We start from the raw sequence: 13,505 nt of genomic DNA, 5'->3' as shown, positions 1-13,505 counted from the left end.
CCCCCGCCGCGTGAGCGCGATGGAAGCGGTGTTCGGCCACCTGCGCGGCGCCATCGAGCGCGGCGAGTACTCCGTCGGGGACAAGCTCCCCTCCGAAGCGGAGCTGTGCCGCACCCTGGAGGTCAGCCGGCCCGTGCTGCGGGAGGCCCTCCGGGCCCTCCAGACCATGGGCCTGACCGTCTCCAAGACCGGCAAGGGCACCTTCGTCGTGGCGAACACCGTCGAGGACCCCACGTTCGGCGACTACGCGGCCCGCGACCTCCTGGAGGTGCGCCGGCACGTCGAGATCCCGGTCGCCGGGTACGCGGCGCTGCGCCGCACCCCGGAGGACCTGGACCACCTGGCGCACCTGCTCGACCGGATGGAGCGGGAGACCGACACCACCGCGTGGGTCGCGCTGGACACCGTCTTCCACCTGGCGGTGGCCGAGGCCTCCCGCAACCCGGTCTTCCGCCGGGTGATCGAGGAGATCCGTGACGCACTGGCGCGTCAGTCCACCTTCCTCAACGAACTCGGCGGCCGGCGCGAGCAGTCGAACTGCGAGCACCGGGCGATCGTCGAGGCGCTGGTCGACGGTTCCGAGCCCGACGCGGTCGCGGCGATGTCCCACCACCTCCACCGCGTCGAGGCGACCCTGACCGACATCGTGCGCCCCGGGCGCACGGACACTCCCACGGAAGGCAGATCCGAGGCGTGAGCGAGCAGTTCCTCAAGGACGAGAAGCGCCCCACGACCCGTCACGTCGACGCCGGTGACACCGGCTACAGCAAGTCCCTGAAGCCCCGGCACGTCAACATGATCGCCATCGGCGGTGCCATCGGCACCGGCCTGTTCCTCGGCGCGGGCGGACGGCTCGCCGACGCCGGGCCCTCCCTGTTCGTCGCGTACGCCGTCTGCGGCGTCTTCGCCTTCCTCGTCGTGCGCGCGCTCGGCGAGCTCGTCCTGTACCGCCCGTCCTCCGGGGCCTTCGTGTCGTACGCCCGGGAGTTCCTGGGGGAGAAGGGCGCGTACACCGCGGGCTGGATGTACTTCCTCAACTGGGCGACCACCGGCATCGCCGACATCACCGCCGTCGCCACGTACACCCACTACTGGCACCTGTTCTCCAGCGTCCCGCAGTGGGTGATCGCGCTCATAGCCCTGGCCGTGGTGCTGACCGTGAACCTCATCTCGGTGCGGATCTTCGGCGAACTGGAGTTCTGGTTCGCCATCGTCAAGGTCGGCGCGCTGCTGGTGTTCATGGGCATCGCGATCTACCTGCTGGTCACCCGGCACCCGGTCGACGGCGCCGTCCCCGGGCCGTCCCTGATCTCCGGCAACGGCGGGATCTTCCCCAACGGCCTGATGCCGATGCTGCTGGTCATCCAGGGCGTCGTCTTCGCCTACGCCTCGGTGGAACTCGTCGGCGTGACGGCCGGGGAGACCGAGAACCCCGAGAAGATCATGCCGAAGGCGATCAACTCGATCATGTGGCGCGTCGGCCTGTTCTACGTCGGTTCGGTGCTCCTCCTGTCGATGCTGCTGCCCTGGAACAGGTACGGCTCGGGCCAGAGCCCGTTCGTGACCGTGCTCTCCCACATCGGCGTCCCGGCGGCCGGCGGCGTGATGAACCTGGTGGTCCTCACCGCGGCCATGTCCTCGCTCAACTCCGGCCTCTACTCCACCGGCCGCATCCTGCGCTCCATGGCCGTGAGCGGCTCGGCCCCCCGGTTCACCGCCCGCATGAGCCGCACCCAGGTGCCGTACGGCGGCATCCTGCTGACCAGCGGCATGTGCGTCCTCGGCGTCGGCCTCAACTTCGTGGTCCCGGCCGACGCGTTCGAGATCGTGCTGAACTTCGCGGCGATCGGCATCCTCGCCACCTGGGGCATGATCATGGTCTGCCACTACCTCTTCTGGCGAAAGACCCGCCAGGGCGAACTGACCCGGCCCGGCTACCGCCTGCCCGGCTCGCCGTGGACCGAGCTCGTGACGCTGGCCTTCCTCGTCTCCGTCCTGGTCCTCATGTACGCCGACGGCGGCGCCGGGCGCACCACCGTGCTGTGCCTGCCGCTGATCGGCGGAGCGCTGGTCGCCGGCTGGTACGCGATCCGCGGACGGATCGCGCGCGCCGCCGCCGACTCCGACAGCTGAACCAGACATCCAGGCAAGGAATCTGACGGCCCGTCATGCCATCGTCGCGGGCCGCCACCCGTCGGCACACCGCTCAGCCGCACCTCCACCACCGAACGAGGACGTCATGTTCAGCAGTCCCCTCGCGGACGCGCCCGCGATCCGCGAGCCCCGCCACGTGCCCGTCGCCCACGTCACCCGGGGCGCAGTGGTCGAGGGCACCCACCACGGCTCCGTCGTCGTCCTCGGCGGCGACGGCGGGGTGCGGTTCCGGCTCGGCGACATCGAGGCCGCCTGCTACCCGCGCTCGGCCCTCAAGCCGGTCCAGGCCGTCGCCATGGTCCGGGCGGGGCTGCCGCTCGACGGCGAACTGCTCGCCCTCGCCATGGGCAGCCACTCCGGCGAGGAGCGCCACCTCGCCGGAGCCCGGCGGATCCTGGACCTCGCCGGCCTCTCCGAGGACGACCTGCGCAACGTGCCGGACCTGCCGTACGACCCGGCCGTGCGCGACACCTGGCTCCGGGAGGGCCGCCCGCCCTCCCGGCTCGCCCAGAACTGCTCGGGCAAGCACGCCGCGATGCTCTACCTCTGCAAGCTCAACGGCTGGCCGCCGGAGGACTACGACGATCCCACCCACCCGCTCCAACGGGTGATCGCCGCGACCGTCGAAGAGCTCACCGGTCAACGCATCGCGCACGTCACCGTGGACGGCTGCGGCACCCCGCTGTTCGCGGTCTCACTGCACGGCCTCGCGCGCGCCGCCGCCCGCATCGCCACCGGTACGCGCGGCACGCCCGAGTCCCGGGTGGCGGGTGCGCTGCGCGCACACCCGGAGATGGCCTCCGGCGCCGGACGGGACGTGGCCGCGCTGATGCGTGCGGTGCCCGGACTGCTGGCCAAGGACGGCTTCGAGGGCGTCCAGGTCGCCGCGCTGCCGGACGGCCGGGCCGTCGCCGTGAAGATCGCCGACGGCGCGAACCGGGCACGCGTCCCGGTGGCAGCGGCCGCGCTGGCCCTGGCGGGAGTCGACCCGCGGCTGCTCACCGGGTTCGCGGGGGAGCCGGCGACCGGCGGTGGCCGGCCCGTCGGCGGTGTCCGGCCGGTGGCCGCGCTGGACCCGTCGGCCCTGCTCGCCCCTGCGTGACCCGACCCGCCATTCCCTGAAGAAGAGGACCCGCACACCCATGACCGCCGCCACCCGCAGTGAACACGACCTGCTCGGAGACCGCGACGTCCCCGCCGACGCCTACTGGGGCGTCCACACGCTGCGCGCCACCGAGAACTTCCCCATCACGGGCACGCCCATCTCCGCCTACCCGCACCTGATCGACGCCCTCGCCGCCGTCAAGGAGGCCGCCGCCCTCGCCAACGAGGAACTCGGCCTCCTGGAGCCCGCGAAGGCCGGGGCGATCGTCGCCGCCTGCCGCGAGATCCGGGCCGGCGAGCTGCACGACCAGTTCGTCGTCGACGTCATCCAGGGCGGCGCCGGCACCTCGACCAACATGAACGCCAACGAGGTCGTGGCCAACCGCGCGCTGGAGCTGCTGGGGCACGCCAAGGGCGAGTACCGCCACCTGCACCCCAACGAGCACGTCAACCTCGGCCAGTCCACCAACGACGTCTACCCGACCGCCGTCCGGATCGCGACCGTGTTCGCCGTGCGCGGCCTGCTCGACGCGATGGCCGTCCTCCAGGACGCCTTCGCCCGCAAGGCCGTCGAGTTCCGCGACGTCCTGAAGATGGGCCGCACGCAGCTGCAGGACGCCGTGCCGATGACGCTCGGGCAGGAGTTCTCGACGTTCGCCGTCATGCTCGACGAGGACCGCAGCCGGCTCGCGGAGGCCGTCGAGCTGATCCACGAGATCAACCTCGGCGCCACCGCGATCGGCACGGGCCTCAACGCGCCCGCCGGATACGCCGAGTCCGCCCGACGCCACCTCGCCGACCTCACCGGGCTGCCCCTCGTCACCGCCGCCAACCTGGTCGAGGCCACGCAGGACTGCGGCGCGTTCGTCCAGATGTCCGGCGTGCTCAAGCGCATCGCCGTCAAGCTGTCGAAGACCTGCAACGACCTGCGACTGCTGTCCTCGGGGCCGCGCGCGGGCCTCGGCGAGATCAACCTGCCGCCGGTGCAGGCCGGTTCGAGCATCATGCCCGGCAAGGTGAACCCGGTCATCCCCGAGGTCGTCAACCAGGTCGCCTTCGAGGTGATCGGCAACGACGTCGCCATCACGATGGCCGCCGAGGGCGGGCAGCTCCAGCTCAACGCCTTCGAACCGATCATCCTGCACTCGCTGTCCGAGTCGATCACCCACCTGCGGGCGGCCTGCCTCACCCTCGCCGAGCGCTGCGTCGTCGGCATCACCGCCAACACCGAGATGCTGCGCGCGACCGTCGAGAACTCCATCGGCCTGGTGACCGCTCTCAACCCGCACATCGGGTACACCGCGGCGACCGACATCGCCAAGGAGGCCCTCGCCAGCGGCCGGGGCGTGGCCGAGCTCGTCCTGGAGAAGGGACTGCTCCCGGCCGAGAGGCTCAGCGCGCTGCTTCGGCCCGAGGTGATCGCGGGCAGCGGCCTGCCCGTGGCCTGACGGCGGACGCGGCAGGTGGCCGAACGACGCGCCGCCGCACCGGGGTTCGGGTGCGGCGGCGCATCGTGCGCCCATCGTGCGAGTGGGCGCCGTGGTCGTGCCTGCGCACGGTGAGGGTCGGAGCGCGGCCTTCGGATGCTCCTTCGGTCCGGGGCCCGGGAGGGCCGTGGACCCGCACACGTGACGGCGGGCCGCTGCGAGGGCGGGTCGCTGCGAGCGCGGGTCGTGTCCTCCGAGGGCCGGTCCTCACCGTGCCGGGGCGAAGCCTCCCCCGACGGACGCGGAACCGCCCGCCGACTGGGCGTCCACCCGGTAGCTGTCGTTCGCGGAACTGCGGACGCCGGTGGCGTGGTTGTACTGGCCCGCGAACTCGTGCTGGCCGGCGGGCACGGTGCGGCCGGGTTTGAGGACCCAGCGGTAGACCAGTGCGCCGCCGGACTCCTGGGCGGTGACGGTGAAGTCGTCGCTCGGCAGGGTCCGCCAGTTGCCGGTGTCGCGCACGTCGCCGGTCTGCGCGATGCGCAGCTCGACGGTGAGCGAGGTGAGCGGTTGGGCGGTCCTGAGGGTGAGGTTGTCCTGGCCCCAGTAGACGGTGCTGTGCGTGTCGATGGATCCCTCCGACCACAGTGGCCCGTTCTGGGCGCGGCTGCTCGTGGACGGGGTCGGGCGCGGACTTGCCGGGGCGCTGGTGGCCGGTGCCGGTGCTTGAGCCGGAGCCGTGGCGGCCGGTTGGGCCGACGGCGTCGGCGAGGGCGTGACCGTCGGCGAGGGGGCCGAGGGTGCGGTGGTCGTGTCCGACGGGGGTTGGGTCCGGACGATGCTCGCCACGGCGAAACCGCCGGTGGCCAGGATGCCGGCGGTGGCGAGGCCGGCGAGCGCGGCCTTGGGCCATGACCGCAGGCCCGACCGCGCGCGGTGACGGGCGGCGGGGCCGGCCGCGCCGCGCTGCACCCGCGCCAGCATCCGCGCGCGGTCGGGCTGGTGGGACTCGGCGGCCTCGCGCAGCTGCCGGGCGATGTGCTCGTTCACCGGGTCCTCCTTCCTGTCGCCAGTTCGCCGACCGCTCGCGCGCCGAGCAGCTGTTGCAGCTCGGCCATTCCCTTCGAGCTCTGGCTCTTCACCGTACCGACCGATATGCCGAGCGCCGCCGCGGTGTCCTTCTCCGAGAGGTCGAAGGCGTGGCGCAGCACCACGCAGGCCCGCTTGCGGAACGGCAGCCGGGCGAGCGCCGCACGGACGTCCAGCACGGCTGCCACGTCCGGTCCGTCGGCCTTCTCGGGGCTGCGGGTCCAGAACAGCAGGACCCGGCGCCGCTCGCGGACCGCGCTGCGGATCCGTGCGCGCGCCATGTTGGCGACCACCCCGCGGGCGTACGCGAGCGGGTGGTCGGCGGCGCGGAGCCGGTCCCAGCGTTGCCACAGGGCGATCAAGGCGTCCGCGGCGAGGTCGTCGGCGGCGTCCGTCTCACCGGTCAGGAGGTGGGCGAGACGGGCGAGTTCGGCGTAGTGGCGTTCGAAGAAGTCGTGGAACTCCGCGGACGCGTCATCGAGGAGCATGTCCCCCGGTCGCCCTCTCCCTGCAATGTGAGCGTTAACAATCGGCATGAGCGTAGCAGTGCCCGTTTCCCGGACGCGGCGGTGGTCGCCCCGCAGGGGCGCCCCCGACGGCCGACGGGCGAGCAGTGCGGTCAATGCCGGGCGAACTGGACTCGGGTCGGCTGGGCGACGTCCGGCCTCACGGCGATCCCGTCGACGGTGAGCTGCTCCCCGAAGATGTCGGTGATCCTGAGAGGGCCGCCGCACCCGCTGCCGTCCGGGGAGAGGAAGTAGTTGTAGTCGGTGCGGGACAACTGCCGCCAGCCGCCGCCGGTCCTGACCTCCAGGGCCGCCACCGGGTTCCGGTGGCCGATCACCTGGATCCCGCACCACCACTGGCTGGATCCGGTCTTGTACCGGATCGACATCGTGGCGGGGGCCGTGCCGGGGCTCAGCAGCGTCCAGGTGATCGGGAGGCGGCCCACCGACAGGTCCGCGAGCTTGGCGAAGGCCTCGTGGCTCAGGTCGAGCTGCCCGGGTGCGCAGGGCAGGGGGCAGTCGTTGACGATCCGCACCGTGATGCTCGTCCCGTTGGCCGCGTGCACGAGCACGTACGCCCCGCACGCGCCGGACGTCTCGTAGTCGGTGTGGTTCATCGCCGCGATCATGAGGTCGCCGGACGGGCCGAACGAGCAGGCGCCGTTGCCGTCGGCGGCGTCGTAGGACGTCGCGACGCCCTGGTAGCTCGCCCCGGGCTTGATCCGTCCGGCCAGGGATGCCGTGGCCGCCGCTGCGGTGCGGGGACTGCCGGCGCCCGACGGCGAGGGCGACGGGGAGGTCGTGGTGACGGACGGCCGCGGCGAGGCAGTGGCCGACGGCGAAGGGGTGCCGGTGGCCGAGGGCGAGGGTGCGGGGCTGGTGACCGTCGGCGCCGCCGTCGAGGGTGTGGCGGTGGCCGGGACGGCGGCGCCCGGCGGGGTGTCGGTCGGGGTGCTCGGCTCGGTGGCCGCGACGGACGCGCCGGCGGGCATCCCGGCGTCGACGACGCCCCCGCCGTCCGGCAGGAGTGCGAGGGCCAGGCACACCAGCGCACCGACCGCGATCACTGCCAACGGTATGCCCAGGGCCAGCCGACGGCTGCGGCTCGACAGCGGAGCGGCGTGCTTCGTTGCTTTCATTCCCGTCCATTCGGTAGATCGACTCGGCGTCGCACCCACCAGTGGGCACCGGGGACGGAAAGGTTGCCGTGCGGGAGTAATTATTTTTCGGCGCGGGGCACGCTCAGCCCGACGCCCGGACGACCAGTCGGGTGGGGAGCACCACCGACTCGCCGCGTTCCGGGTGCCGCAGCAGCAACTCCATGGCACGGGAACCGAGTTCCTCCACCGGCTGGCGGACCGTGGTCAGCCCCGGCCGGCACCGCGCCGCGAGGGGGGCGTCGTCGAAGCCGATCAGCGCCACGTCCTCGGGCACCCGCAGGCCGCGCCGCCGCAAGGTCCTGAGGGCCCCCGCGGCCATCTGGTCGGAGGCGGCGAACACCGCGTTCAGCTCGGGGCGCTGGTCCAGCAGCCGCTGCATCGCGTGCTCGCCGGAGGCGCTGCTGAAGTCGCCGTACGCCACGGCGGGCCGCATCGCGGCCATCGCGGCCATCGCCTGGTGGTAGCCGGTCAGCCGGTCCGCGCCGGCGGCGGTGTCCGGTGGCCCGGCGATGGTGGCCACCGAGCGGCGACCGGACGCGCACAGCCGCCGCACCGCGTCCCTCGCGCCGACGAGGTTGTCCGCGTCGACGAACGCCACCGCGCCCGGCTCCGGCGGCCTGCCCAGCGACACCACGGGCACCTTGGCCGCGTGCAGCAGCCGGGTGAGCGCGGTGTCCCCCCAGGGCCCGACCAACAGCACGCCGTCGACGTGGCCGCCGCACAGGTAGCGCACCAGCGGCGGCCGCCGGGAGCGCCTGGGCACCGTGAAGACGGCCAGCTCCCGCTCCGCGCCCGGAAGGGAGCGCCGCAGCCCGGCCAGCAGGCGTACGGGGAAGGCGTCCGCGTGGTACTGCAACGGATCCGCGAACACCACGATGGCGACGACACCGGTCTCCCGGGTCCTGGCCGCCCGTCGGCGGACGTACGCCAACTCGCGCGCTGCGCGTTCCACCCGGGCCGCCACCTCCGAGGAGACCCGGGCGGAACGGTTCAGCACCCGGGAGGCGGTGGCGGTGGAGACGCCGGCGCGACGGGCGACCTCGGCCAGCGTGGGAGCGGGATTGTCGCCATGAGTGGGCAGGGACATGGGGGCCGTCCTGGATCGGTCCTCGACACGGGAACTGCACCCCCGGACCTGCCGCCCACCCCGGGCCACCGCCCCTGCCAGCTTGGTCGGTTGAACGACCAGCGTCAAGGGATCCGACACCGTCACGCGCAGGGGTCGGGCAGCGCGCCCCGGCGGATCACCTCCGCGTACCACCGGGCACTGTCCTTGGCGGTCCGGACCTGCGTGGCGTAGTCCACGTAGTACAGGCCGAACCGTTTGCCGTAGCCGTACGCCCACTCGAAGTTGTCCATCAGCGACCAGAGGAAGTAGCCCCGCACGTCCGCGCCGGCGGCGATCGCCCGCCGGACGGCGTCGAGGTGGCCGCGCAGGTAGTCGATGCGCTGCGGGTCGTGCACCGCGCCCTCCGCCGTCGGCCGGTCGTCGAAGGCCGCACCGTTCTCGGTCACCATCAACGGCAGCCCGGGGTGCTCGCGGTGGAGGCGCAGCAGCAGGTCGGACAGGCCGGTCGGGTCGATCGGCCAGCCCATGGCGGTGCGCCGGCCGGGCGCGTGGTGGAAGAGCACGTCGGCACAGCCGGCGAAGGGGGACTGGGCGCCGTCGCCGTGGCCGGCGTCGCTCGCGGCTGCGGAGTCCGGGGCCTTCCCGTCGGGCAGGGCCGAAGCCACCGCGGGGGTGTAGTAGTTGACGCCCAGCAGGTCGATCGGCCGGGCGATCGTGGCCAGGTCGCCGTCGTGGACCAGCGCCGGCCAGTCGACCAGGTGTCCCGTGTCGGCGAGCAGGTCCTCGGGGTAGCCGCCGTTCAGCATCGGTCCGGTGAAGACGCGGTTGCCCACCGCGTCGACCCGCCGGGCGGCCTCGCGGTCCGCGGCGGACTCCGTGAGCGGCCGCACCTCGTGCAGGTTGAGCGACACGGCGATCCGCGCCTCGCGGGGCAGTGCCGTGCGCAGCGCCTCGACCGCGAGGCCGTGGCCGAGGTTGAGGTGGTGGGCCGCGCGCAGGGCGGCCGCCCAGTCGGCGCGGCCCGGGGCGTGCACCCCTGAGCCGTAGCCGAGGAAGGCAGAGCACCAGGGTTCGTTGAGGGTGGTCCAGAGGTTCACCCGGTCTCCGAGCGCGTCCGCCACCAGCGCGGCGTAGTCCGCGAAGCGCTCCGCGGTGCTGCGGGCGGGCCAGCCCCCTGCGTCCTCCAACTCCTGTGGCAGGTCCCAGTGGTAGAGCGTGACGGCCGGCTCGATGCCGTGTTCCAGCAGCTCGTCCACCAGGCGCCGGTAGAAGTCCAGGCCCCGTTCGACGGCCGGCCCGCGTCCGGTCGGCTGCACCCGGGGCCAGGACACCGAGAACCGGTAGGCGCCCAGGCCCAGTTCGCTCATCAGCCGGACGTCCTGCCGGTAGCGGTGGTAGTGCTCGGTGGCGCGGTCGCCGGTGTCACCGCCGGCCGTCCGTCCAGGGGTCCGGCTGAAGGTGTCCCAGATCGAGGGTGTCCGCCCGTCCACGTCGACGGCCCCCTCGATCTGGTACGCGGCCGTCGCGGCTCCCCAGAGGAAGCCGGCGGGGAAGGCACGGACGGAGGTGTCGGCCGGAGCTGACTCGGGCCGTGCGGAAGTCATGACTGTGTTCTCCGTTTCGGTGGGAGTGGGCGTCAGCTCTTGACCGCGCCCGCGGTGATGCCGCCGACGACCTGCCTGCCCAGGACGGCGAACACCAGCAGGAGCGGTGCGGTCCCGAGCAGCGAGCCGGTGAGGATGACGGCCTGGTCGGAGTCGTACGATCCGCCGCCGAGGCCGGCCAACGCGACCTGGACGGTGGGATTGCTCTGGCTCAGCGCGATCAGCGGCCAGAAGAAGTCGTTCCAGGACTGCACGAAGTCCAGCATGCCGAGCACGGCCATCCCGGGCCGGGCGATGGGCAGCACCACGCTCCACAGGATCCGCAGGCTGCTCGCGCCGTCCACCCGGGCCGCCTCGACCAGTTCGACCGGCAAGGCCTCCGACAGGAACTGCCGCATGAAGAACACGCCGAACGCGGCCACCAGATTCGGCAGGATCACCGACTGCAGGCGGTCGGTCCAGTGCAGCCGCGCCATGATCTGGTACAGCGGGATGACGCTCAGCTGGGCGGGCACGGTCATCGTCGCCACCACCAGGCTCAGCAGGGCGTTGCGGCCCCGGAACGGCAGCCTGGCGAAGGCGAAGCCGGCCAGCGTCGCGAACAGCACCGTGCTCGCGGTCACGCAGCCCGCGACCACGACCGAGTTGAGCAGCGCCCGGCCCATGTGGACCTGGTTCCACGCGATGTCGAGGTTGTGCCACAGGCTCCCGCCGGGCAGCAGCGGCGGCGGGGTCTGCGCGATCCGGGTGCCGGAGGTCGAGGCGCCGACCAGGGTCCAGTACAGCGGGAAGAGGGAGAGGACGGCGACGACGATCAGCACCGCGTACGTGAGCGGTCCGGCTCCGGTGAGGCCGCGTGCTCCCGCACGCCGCCGCTGGTTGACGGCCATCGGTGCTCAACCCCCGTTCCGGGCGCGGCGGATGCGGACCAGGGCGAGGTTGAGCGCGCCGATGGCCAGCAGGATCAGCAGCATCGTCCAGGCCACGGCGGCGGCCCGGCCGAGGTGGAAGGCGTACCAGCCCTGGTCGTACAGGTACAGCCCGAGGGTCTGGTACTGGTGGGCCGAACCGCCGCTGTGGCCGGTCGCTCCACCGCCGAACAGCAGCGGCTCGCCGAAGAGCTGGGTGGCCCCGATGCCGGAGACCACGACGGTGAACAGGACGGTGGGCCGGATGGACGGCACCGTGACGTGCCGGAACTGCTGCCACCGGCCGGCGCCGTCGAGCGCGGCCGCCTCGTACAGGTCGTGCGGGACGGCCTGCATGGCGGCGAGGTAGATCAGGGCGTTGTAGCCGGTCCAGCGCCAGGTGACGATCGTGGAGACGGCGACCTGGGAGCTCCAGGTGCCGCCCTCCCAGTCGACGCGCCCCAGGCCCAGGTGGCCCAGCAGCCAGTTGATCATCCCGTAGTCCCGCCCGAACAGCAGCGTGAACACCAGGGTGGCCGCCGCGATCGAGGTCGCGTAGGGCGCGAGCATCGCGATCCGGAAGAAGCCCCGGCCGCGCAGGCGGTAGTTGAGGAGGTGCGCCAGGCCCAGGGCCATCAGCAGCTGCGGCACGGTGGACAGCACGCCGATGGTGACGGTGTTGCGCAGGGCGTTCCGGAACAGGTCGTCGTGGAGCAGCCGGGTGTAGTTGCCGAAGCCGCGCCACTGCATCCGGTCGGGCGTCTGGAGGTCGACGCCGTGCAGCGACACCCAGCCCGTGTAGACCAGCGGGAACAGGCCGAACGCCACGAAGCAGGCGAAGAACGGCGCGACGTACAGGTACGGCGAGGCCTTCAGGTCCCATCGGTAGAGCCGGGCGCGCCAGGGGCTGGGCCGTGGGGGAGCGGGGCGTGGCGTGCCCCGGGAGGTGGCCGGGGCGGCCTCGTCGAGCATGGTGGTGACCTCTCTGGGGGAGCGGACCGGGTGAAGGGCGGACGGCCGGCCGTCAGTCGCCGACCTTGTCGTCGATCTCCTTGACCGCGTTGCTCCACGCCTTGGCGGGGTCGCTCTGGTGCTGCTCGATGCTGAGCAGGGCGCCGTTGGTGAGGGTGTCCTTGACCAGGCCGTCCCACTCGCCGATCACGGTCGGCCGGATGGACTGCGCGGTGGCGGCGTAGATCCGCCCGGTGGGCGTGTCGCCGAAGAAGTCGAGCCTGGCGTTCTGCACCTCCGGCCGGCTCAGCGCCCCGGAGGTGGAGGGCAGGTTGCCGACCGTCGTGAAGACCCTGGCCTGCTGCGCGGGTGCGGTGAGCCAGGCGGCGAGCGCCTCGGCCTCCTTCCGGTGCTTCCCGGCCTTCGGCACGGTGAGGAAGGAGCCGCCCCAGTTGCCGGGGGCCGGGGCGCCGGCGATGTCCCACTTGCCCTTGTTGGCGCTCCCGGACTTGTCGGCGACGATGGCCGTCATCCAGGACGGGCAGGCGACCGTGGCGAATGCGGAGTTGGCGAACGCCTGGTACCACGGTGTGTCGAACTGCTTGAGCCCGGCGCTGATCCCGGCCTGGACCGCACCGGTGGCCAGGGCCCAGGCGCTCTTGACGCTGGGGCTGTTCTTGTAGTCCAGGCGGCCGCCGCCGTCGTCGTACTGCGTGGTGCTGGAGGACACCACGGCGTTGAACAGGCCGCCGGCGGAGTCGGTGAAGAAGGTGCCGGCGGGCGCCTTGGCCTGGTACTGCTTGCCGGTCTCGACGAACCTGGCCCAGTCGCCCTGCCAGAGCCTGGCCACCTCTTCGCGGTCGGTGGGCAGCCCGGCCTGCTGGAACAGGTCCTTGCGGTAGCAGATCGCCATCGGACCGATGTCGGTGCCCAGGCCGATCGTGCGGCCGTCCGCCGTGGTGGCCTGCTGCGACTTCCAGGGCAGGAAGGCGTTCTTGTCGACCCCGTTCGCCGTGCCGAGGTCGACGAACCGGTCCGCCTGCTTCTTCACCACCTGGGCGATCCGGCCGACCTCGACCGCCTGGATGTCGTCCAGGCCGCTGCCGGAGGCGAGGTGGGTCTGCAGGGCGGGGTAGTAGTCGGTCTCCTGCTCGACGGTGTGCTCCACGATGGTGATGCCGGGATGCTCCCGCATGTAGGCGTCGAACAGGCCGGCCTGCTTGTAGCCGAACGTGCCGTAATCGCCGACGGTCAGGGTGATCTCGGCGCCGGAGGCCCCGGTGCGGGTCGAGCCGGAACCCGCGCTGTCGCAGCCGGCGACCAGTACGGCGCTCAGGGCCACGGCCACGGCCACGGCGATCGGCAGCGGCTTGCGTACGGGGACGATGGCGGCTGCTCTGCCGCCGCGAGTGGTGCCGGGGTTCCGCATGGCCGAATCTCCTTGTCCAGGCTGGTCCATGGCTGCGCCGCGCACGTGTGGCGGCCGGAGGTGCTCGGAACTGAGTGCGAACGCTGGGTGGGAACGGTGGTGTG

The 13,505-nt window shown here is 72.5% G+C and carries 12 protein-coding genes; 4 read left to right on the top strand and 8 right to left on the bottom strand.

Features of this window, described 5'->3' with window-relative positions:
* Positions 1–19 precede the first annotated feature (19 nt).
* The 4 genes from ACFXDE_RS03040 to aspA all read left to right on the top strand — a co-directional run bounded on the left by ACFXDE_RS03040 (position 20) and on the right by aspA (position 4,706).
* Complete coding sequence (locus tag ACFXDE_RS03040) at positions 20–697, top strand: FadR/GntR family transcriptional regulator (RefSeq protein WP_380490451.1); 678 nt, start codon at positions 20–22, stop codon at positions 695–697.
* Positions 694–2,133 (top strand): amino acid permease, encoded by a 1,440-nt coding sequence (locus ACFXDE_RS03035; protein WP_380490283.1) that lies wholly within the window; start codon positions 694–696, stop codon positions 2,131–2,133. The genes ACFXDE_RS03040 and ACFXDE_RS03035 overlap by 4 nt, the downstream gene beginning before the upstream one ends.
* 106 nt (positions 2,134–2,239) lie before the next feature.
* On the top strand, positions 2,240–3,256 hold the full coding sequence (locus ACFXDE_RS03030) for an asparaginase (RefSeq protein WP_380490281.1): 1,017 nt from the start codon (positions 2,240–2,242) through the stop codon (positions 3,254–3,256).
* Between the two features lie 40 nt (positions 3,257–3,296).
* Positions 3,297–4,706 (top strand): aspartate ammonia-lyase, encoded by a 1,410-nt coding sequence (gene aspA / locus ACFXDE_RS03025; protein WP_380490279.1) that lies wholly within the window; start codon positions 3,297–3,299, stop codon positions 4,704–4,706.
* A gap of 246 nt (positions 4,707–4,952) precedes the next feature.
* Here aspA and ACFXDE_RS03020 read toward each other — a convergent pair whose 3' ends face one another.
* The 8 genes from ACFXDE_RS03020 to ACFXDE_RS02985 form a co-directional block, all read right to left on the bottom strand.
* The gene (locus ACFXDE_RS03020; protein WP_380490277.1) at positions 4,953–5,735 is read right to left on the bottom strand and encodes a hypothetical protein; all 783 of its coding nucleotides are present in this window, start codon (positions 5,733–5,735) and stop codon (positions 4,953–4,955) included.
* Entirely contained in the window at positions 5,732–6,262 is a 531-nt protein-coding gene (locus tag ACFXDE_RS03015; RefSeq protein WP_380490275.1) for a SigE family RNA polymerase sigma factor, read from the bottom strand. The genes ACFXDE_RS03020 and ACFXDE_RS03015 overlap by 4 nt, the downstream gene beginning before the upstream one ends.
* 131 nt (positions 6,263–6,393) lie before the next feature.
* Positions 6,394–7,419: an expansin EXLX1 family cellulose-binding protein gene (locus ACFXDE_RS03010; protein WP_380490273.1), complete on the bottom strand. Its 1,026-nt coding sequence runs from the start codon at positions 7,417–7,419 to the stop codon at positions 6,394–6,396.
* A 103-nt stretch (positions 7,420–7,522) separates the two neighbouring features.
* Positions 7,523–8,527 (bottom strand): LacI family DNA-binding transcriptional regulator, encoded by a 1,005-nt coding sequence (locus ACFXDE_RS03005; protein WP_380490271.1) that lies wholly within the window; start codon positions 8,525–8,527, stop codon positions 7,523–7,525.
* A 122-nt stretch (positions 8,528–8,649) separates the two neighbouring features.
* The gene (locus ACFXDE_RS03000; RefSeq protein WP_380490269.1) at positions 8,650–10,113 is read right to left on the bottom strand and encodes a glycoside hydrolase family 1 protein; all 1,464 of its coding nucleotides are present in this window, start codon (positions 10,111–10,113) and stop codon (positions 8,650–8,652) included.
* Positions 10,114–10,145: 32 nt separating this feature from the next.
* Positions 10,146–11,003 carry a carbohydrate ABC transporter permease gene (locus tag ACFXDE_RS02995; RefSeq protein ID WP_380490267.1) on the bottom strand — a complete coding sequence of 286 codons (858 nt, stop codon included), beginning with the start codon at positions 11,001–11,003 and terminating at the stop codon, positions 10,146–10,148.
* A 6-nt stretch (positions 11,004–11,009) separates the two neighbouring features.
* A complete protein-coding gene (locus tag ACFXDE_RS02990) occupies positions 11,010–11,993 on the bottom strand; it encodes a carbohydrate ABC transporter permease (protein WP_380490265.1) in 984 nt (327 codons plus the stop codon).
* Between the two features lie 52 nt (positions 11,994–12,045).
* Positions 12,046–13,401, bottom strand: a complete 1,356-nt coding sequence (locus ACFXDE_RS02985) for an ABC transporter substrate-binding protein (protein ID WP_380490263.1) — start codon at positions 13,399–13,401, stop codon at positions 12,046–12,048.
* Positions 13,402–13,505: the final 104 nt, after the last annotated feature.

Source organism: Kitasatospora sp. NPDC059408 (assembly GCF_042751525.1).
Taxonomy (GTDB): Bacteria; Actinomycetota; Actinomycetes; order Streptomycetales; family Streptomycetaceae; genus Kitasatospora.
Note: the sequence above shows the minus strand (reverse complement) of the source record. Positions and strands in the feature narration are given on the sequence as shown.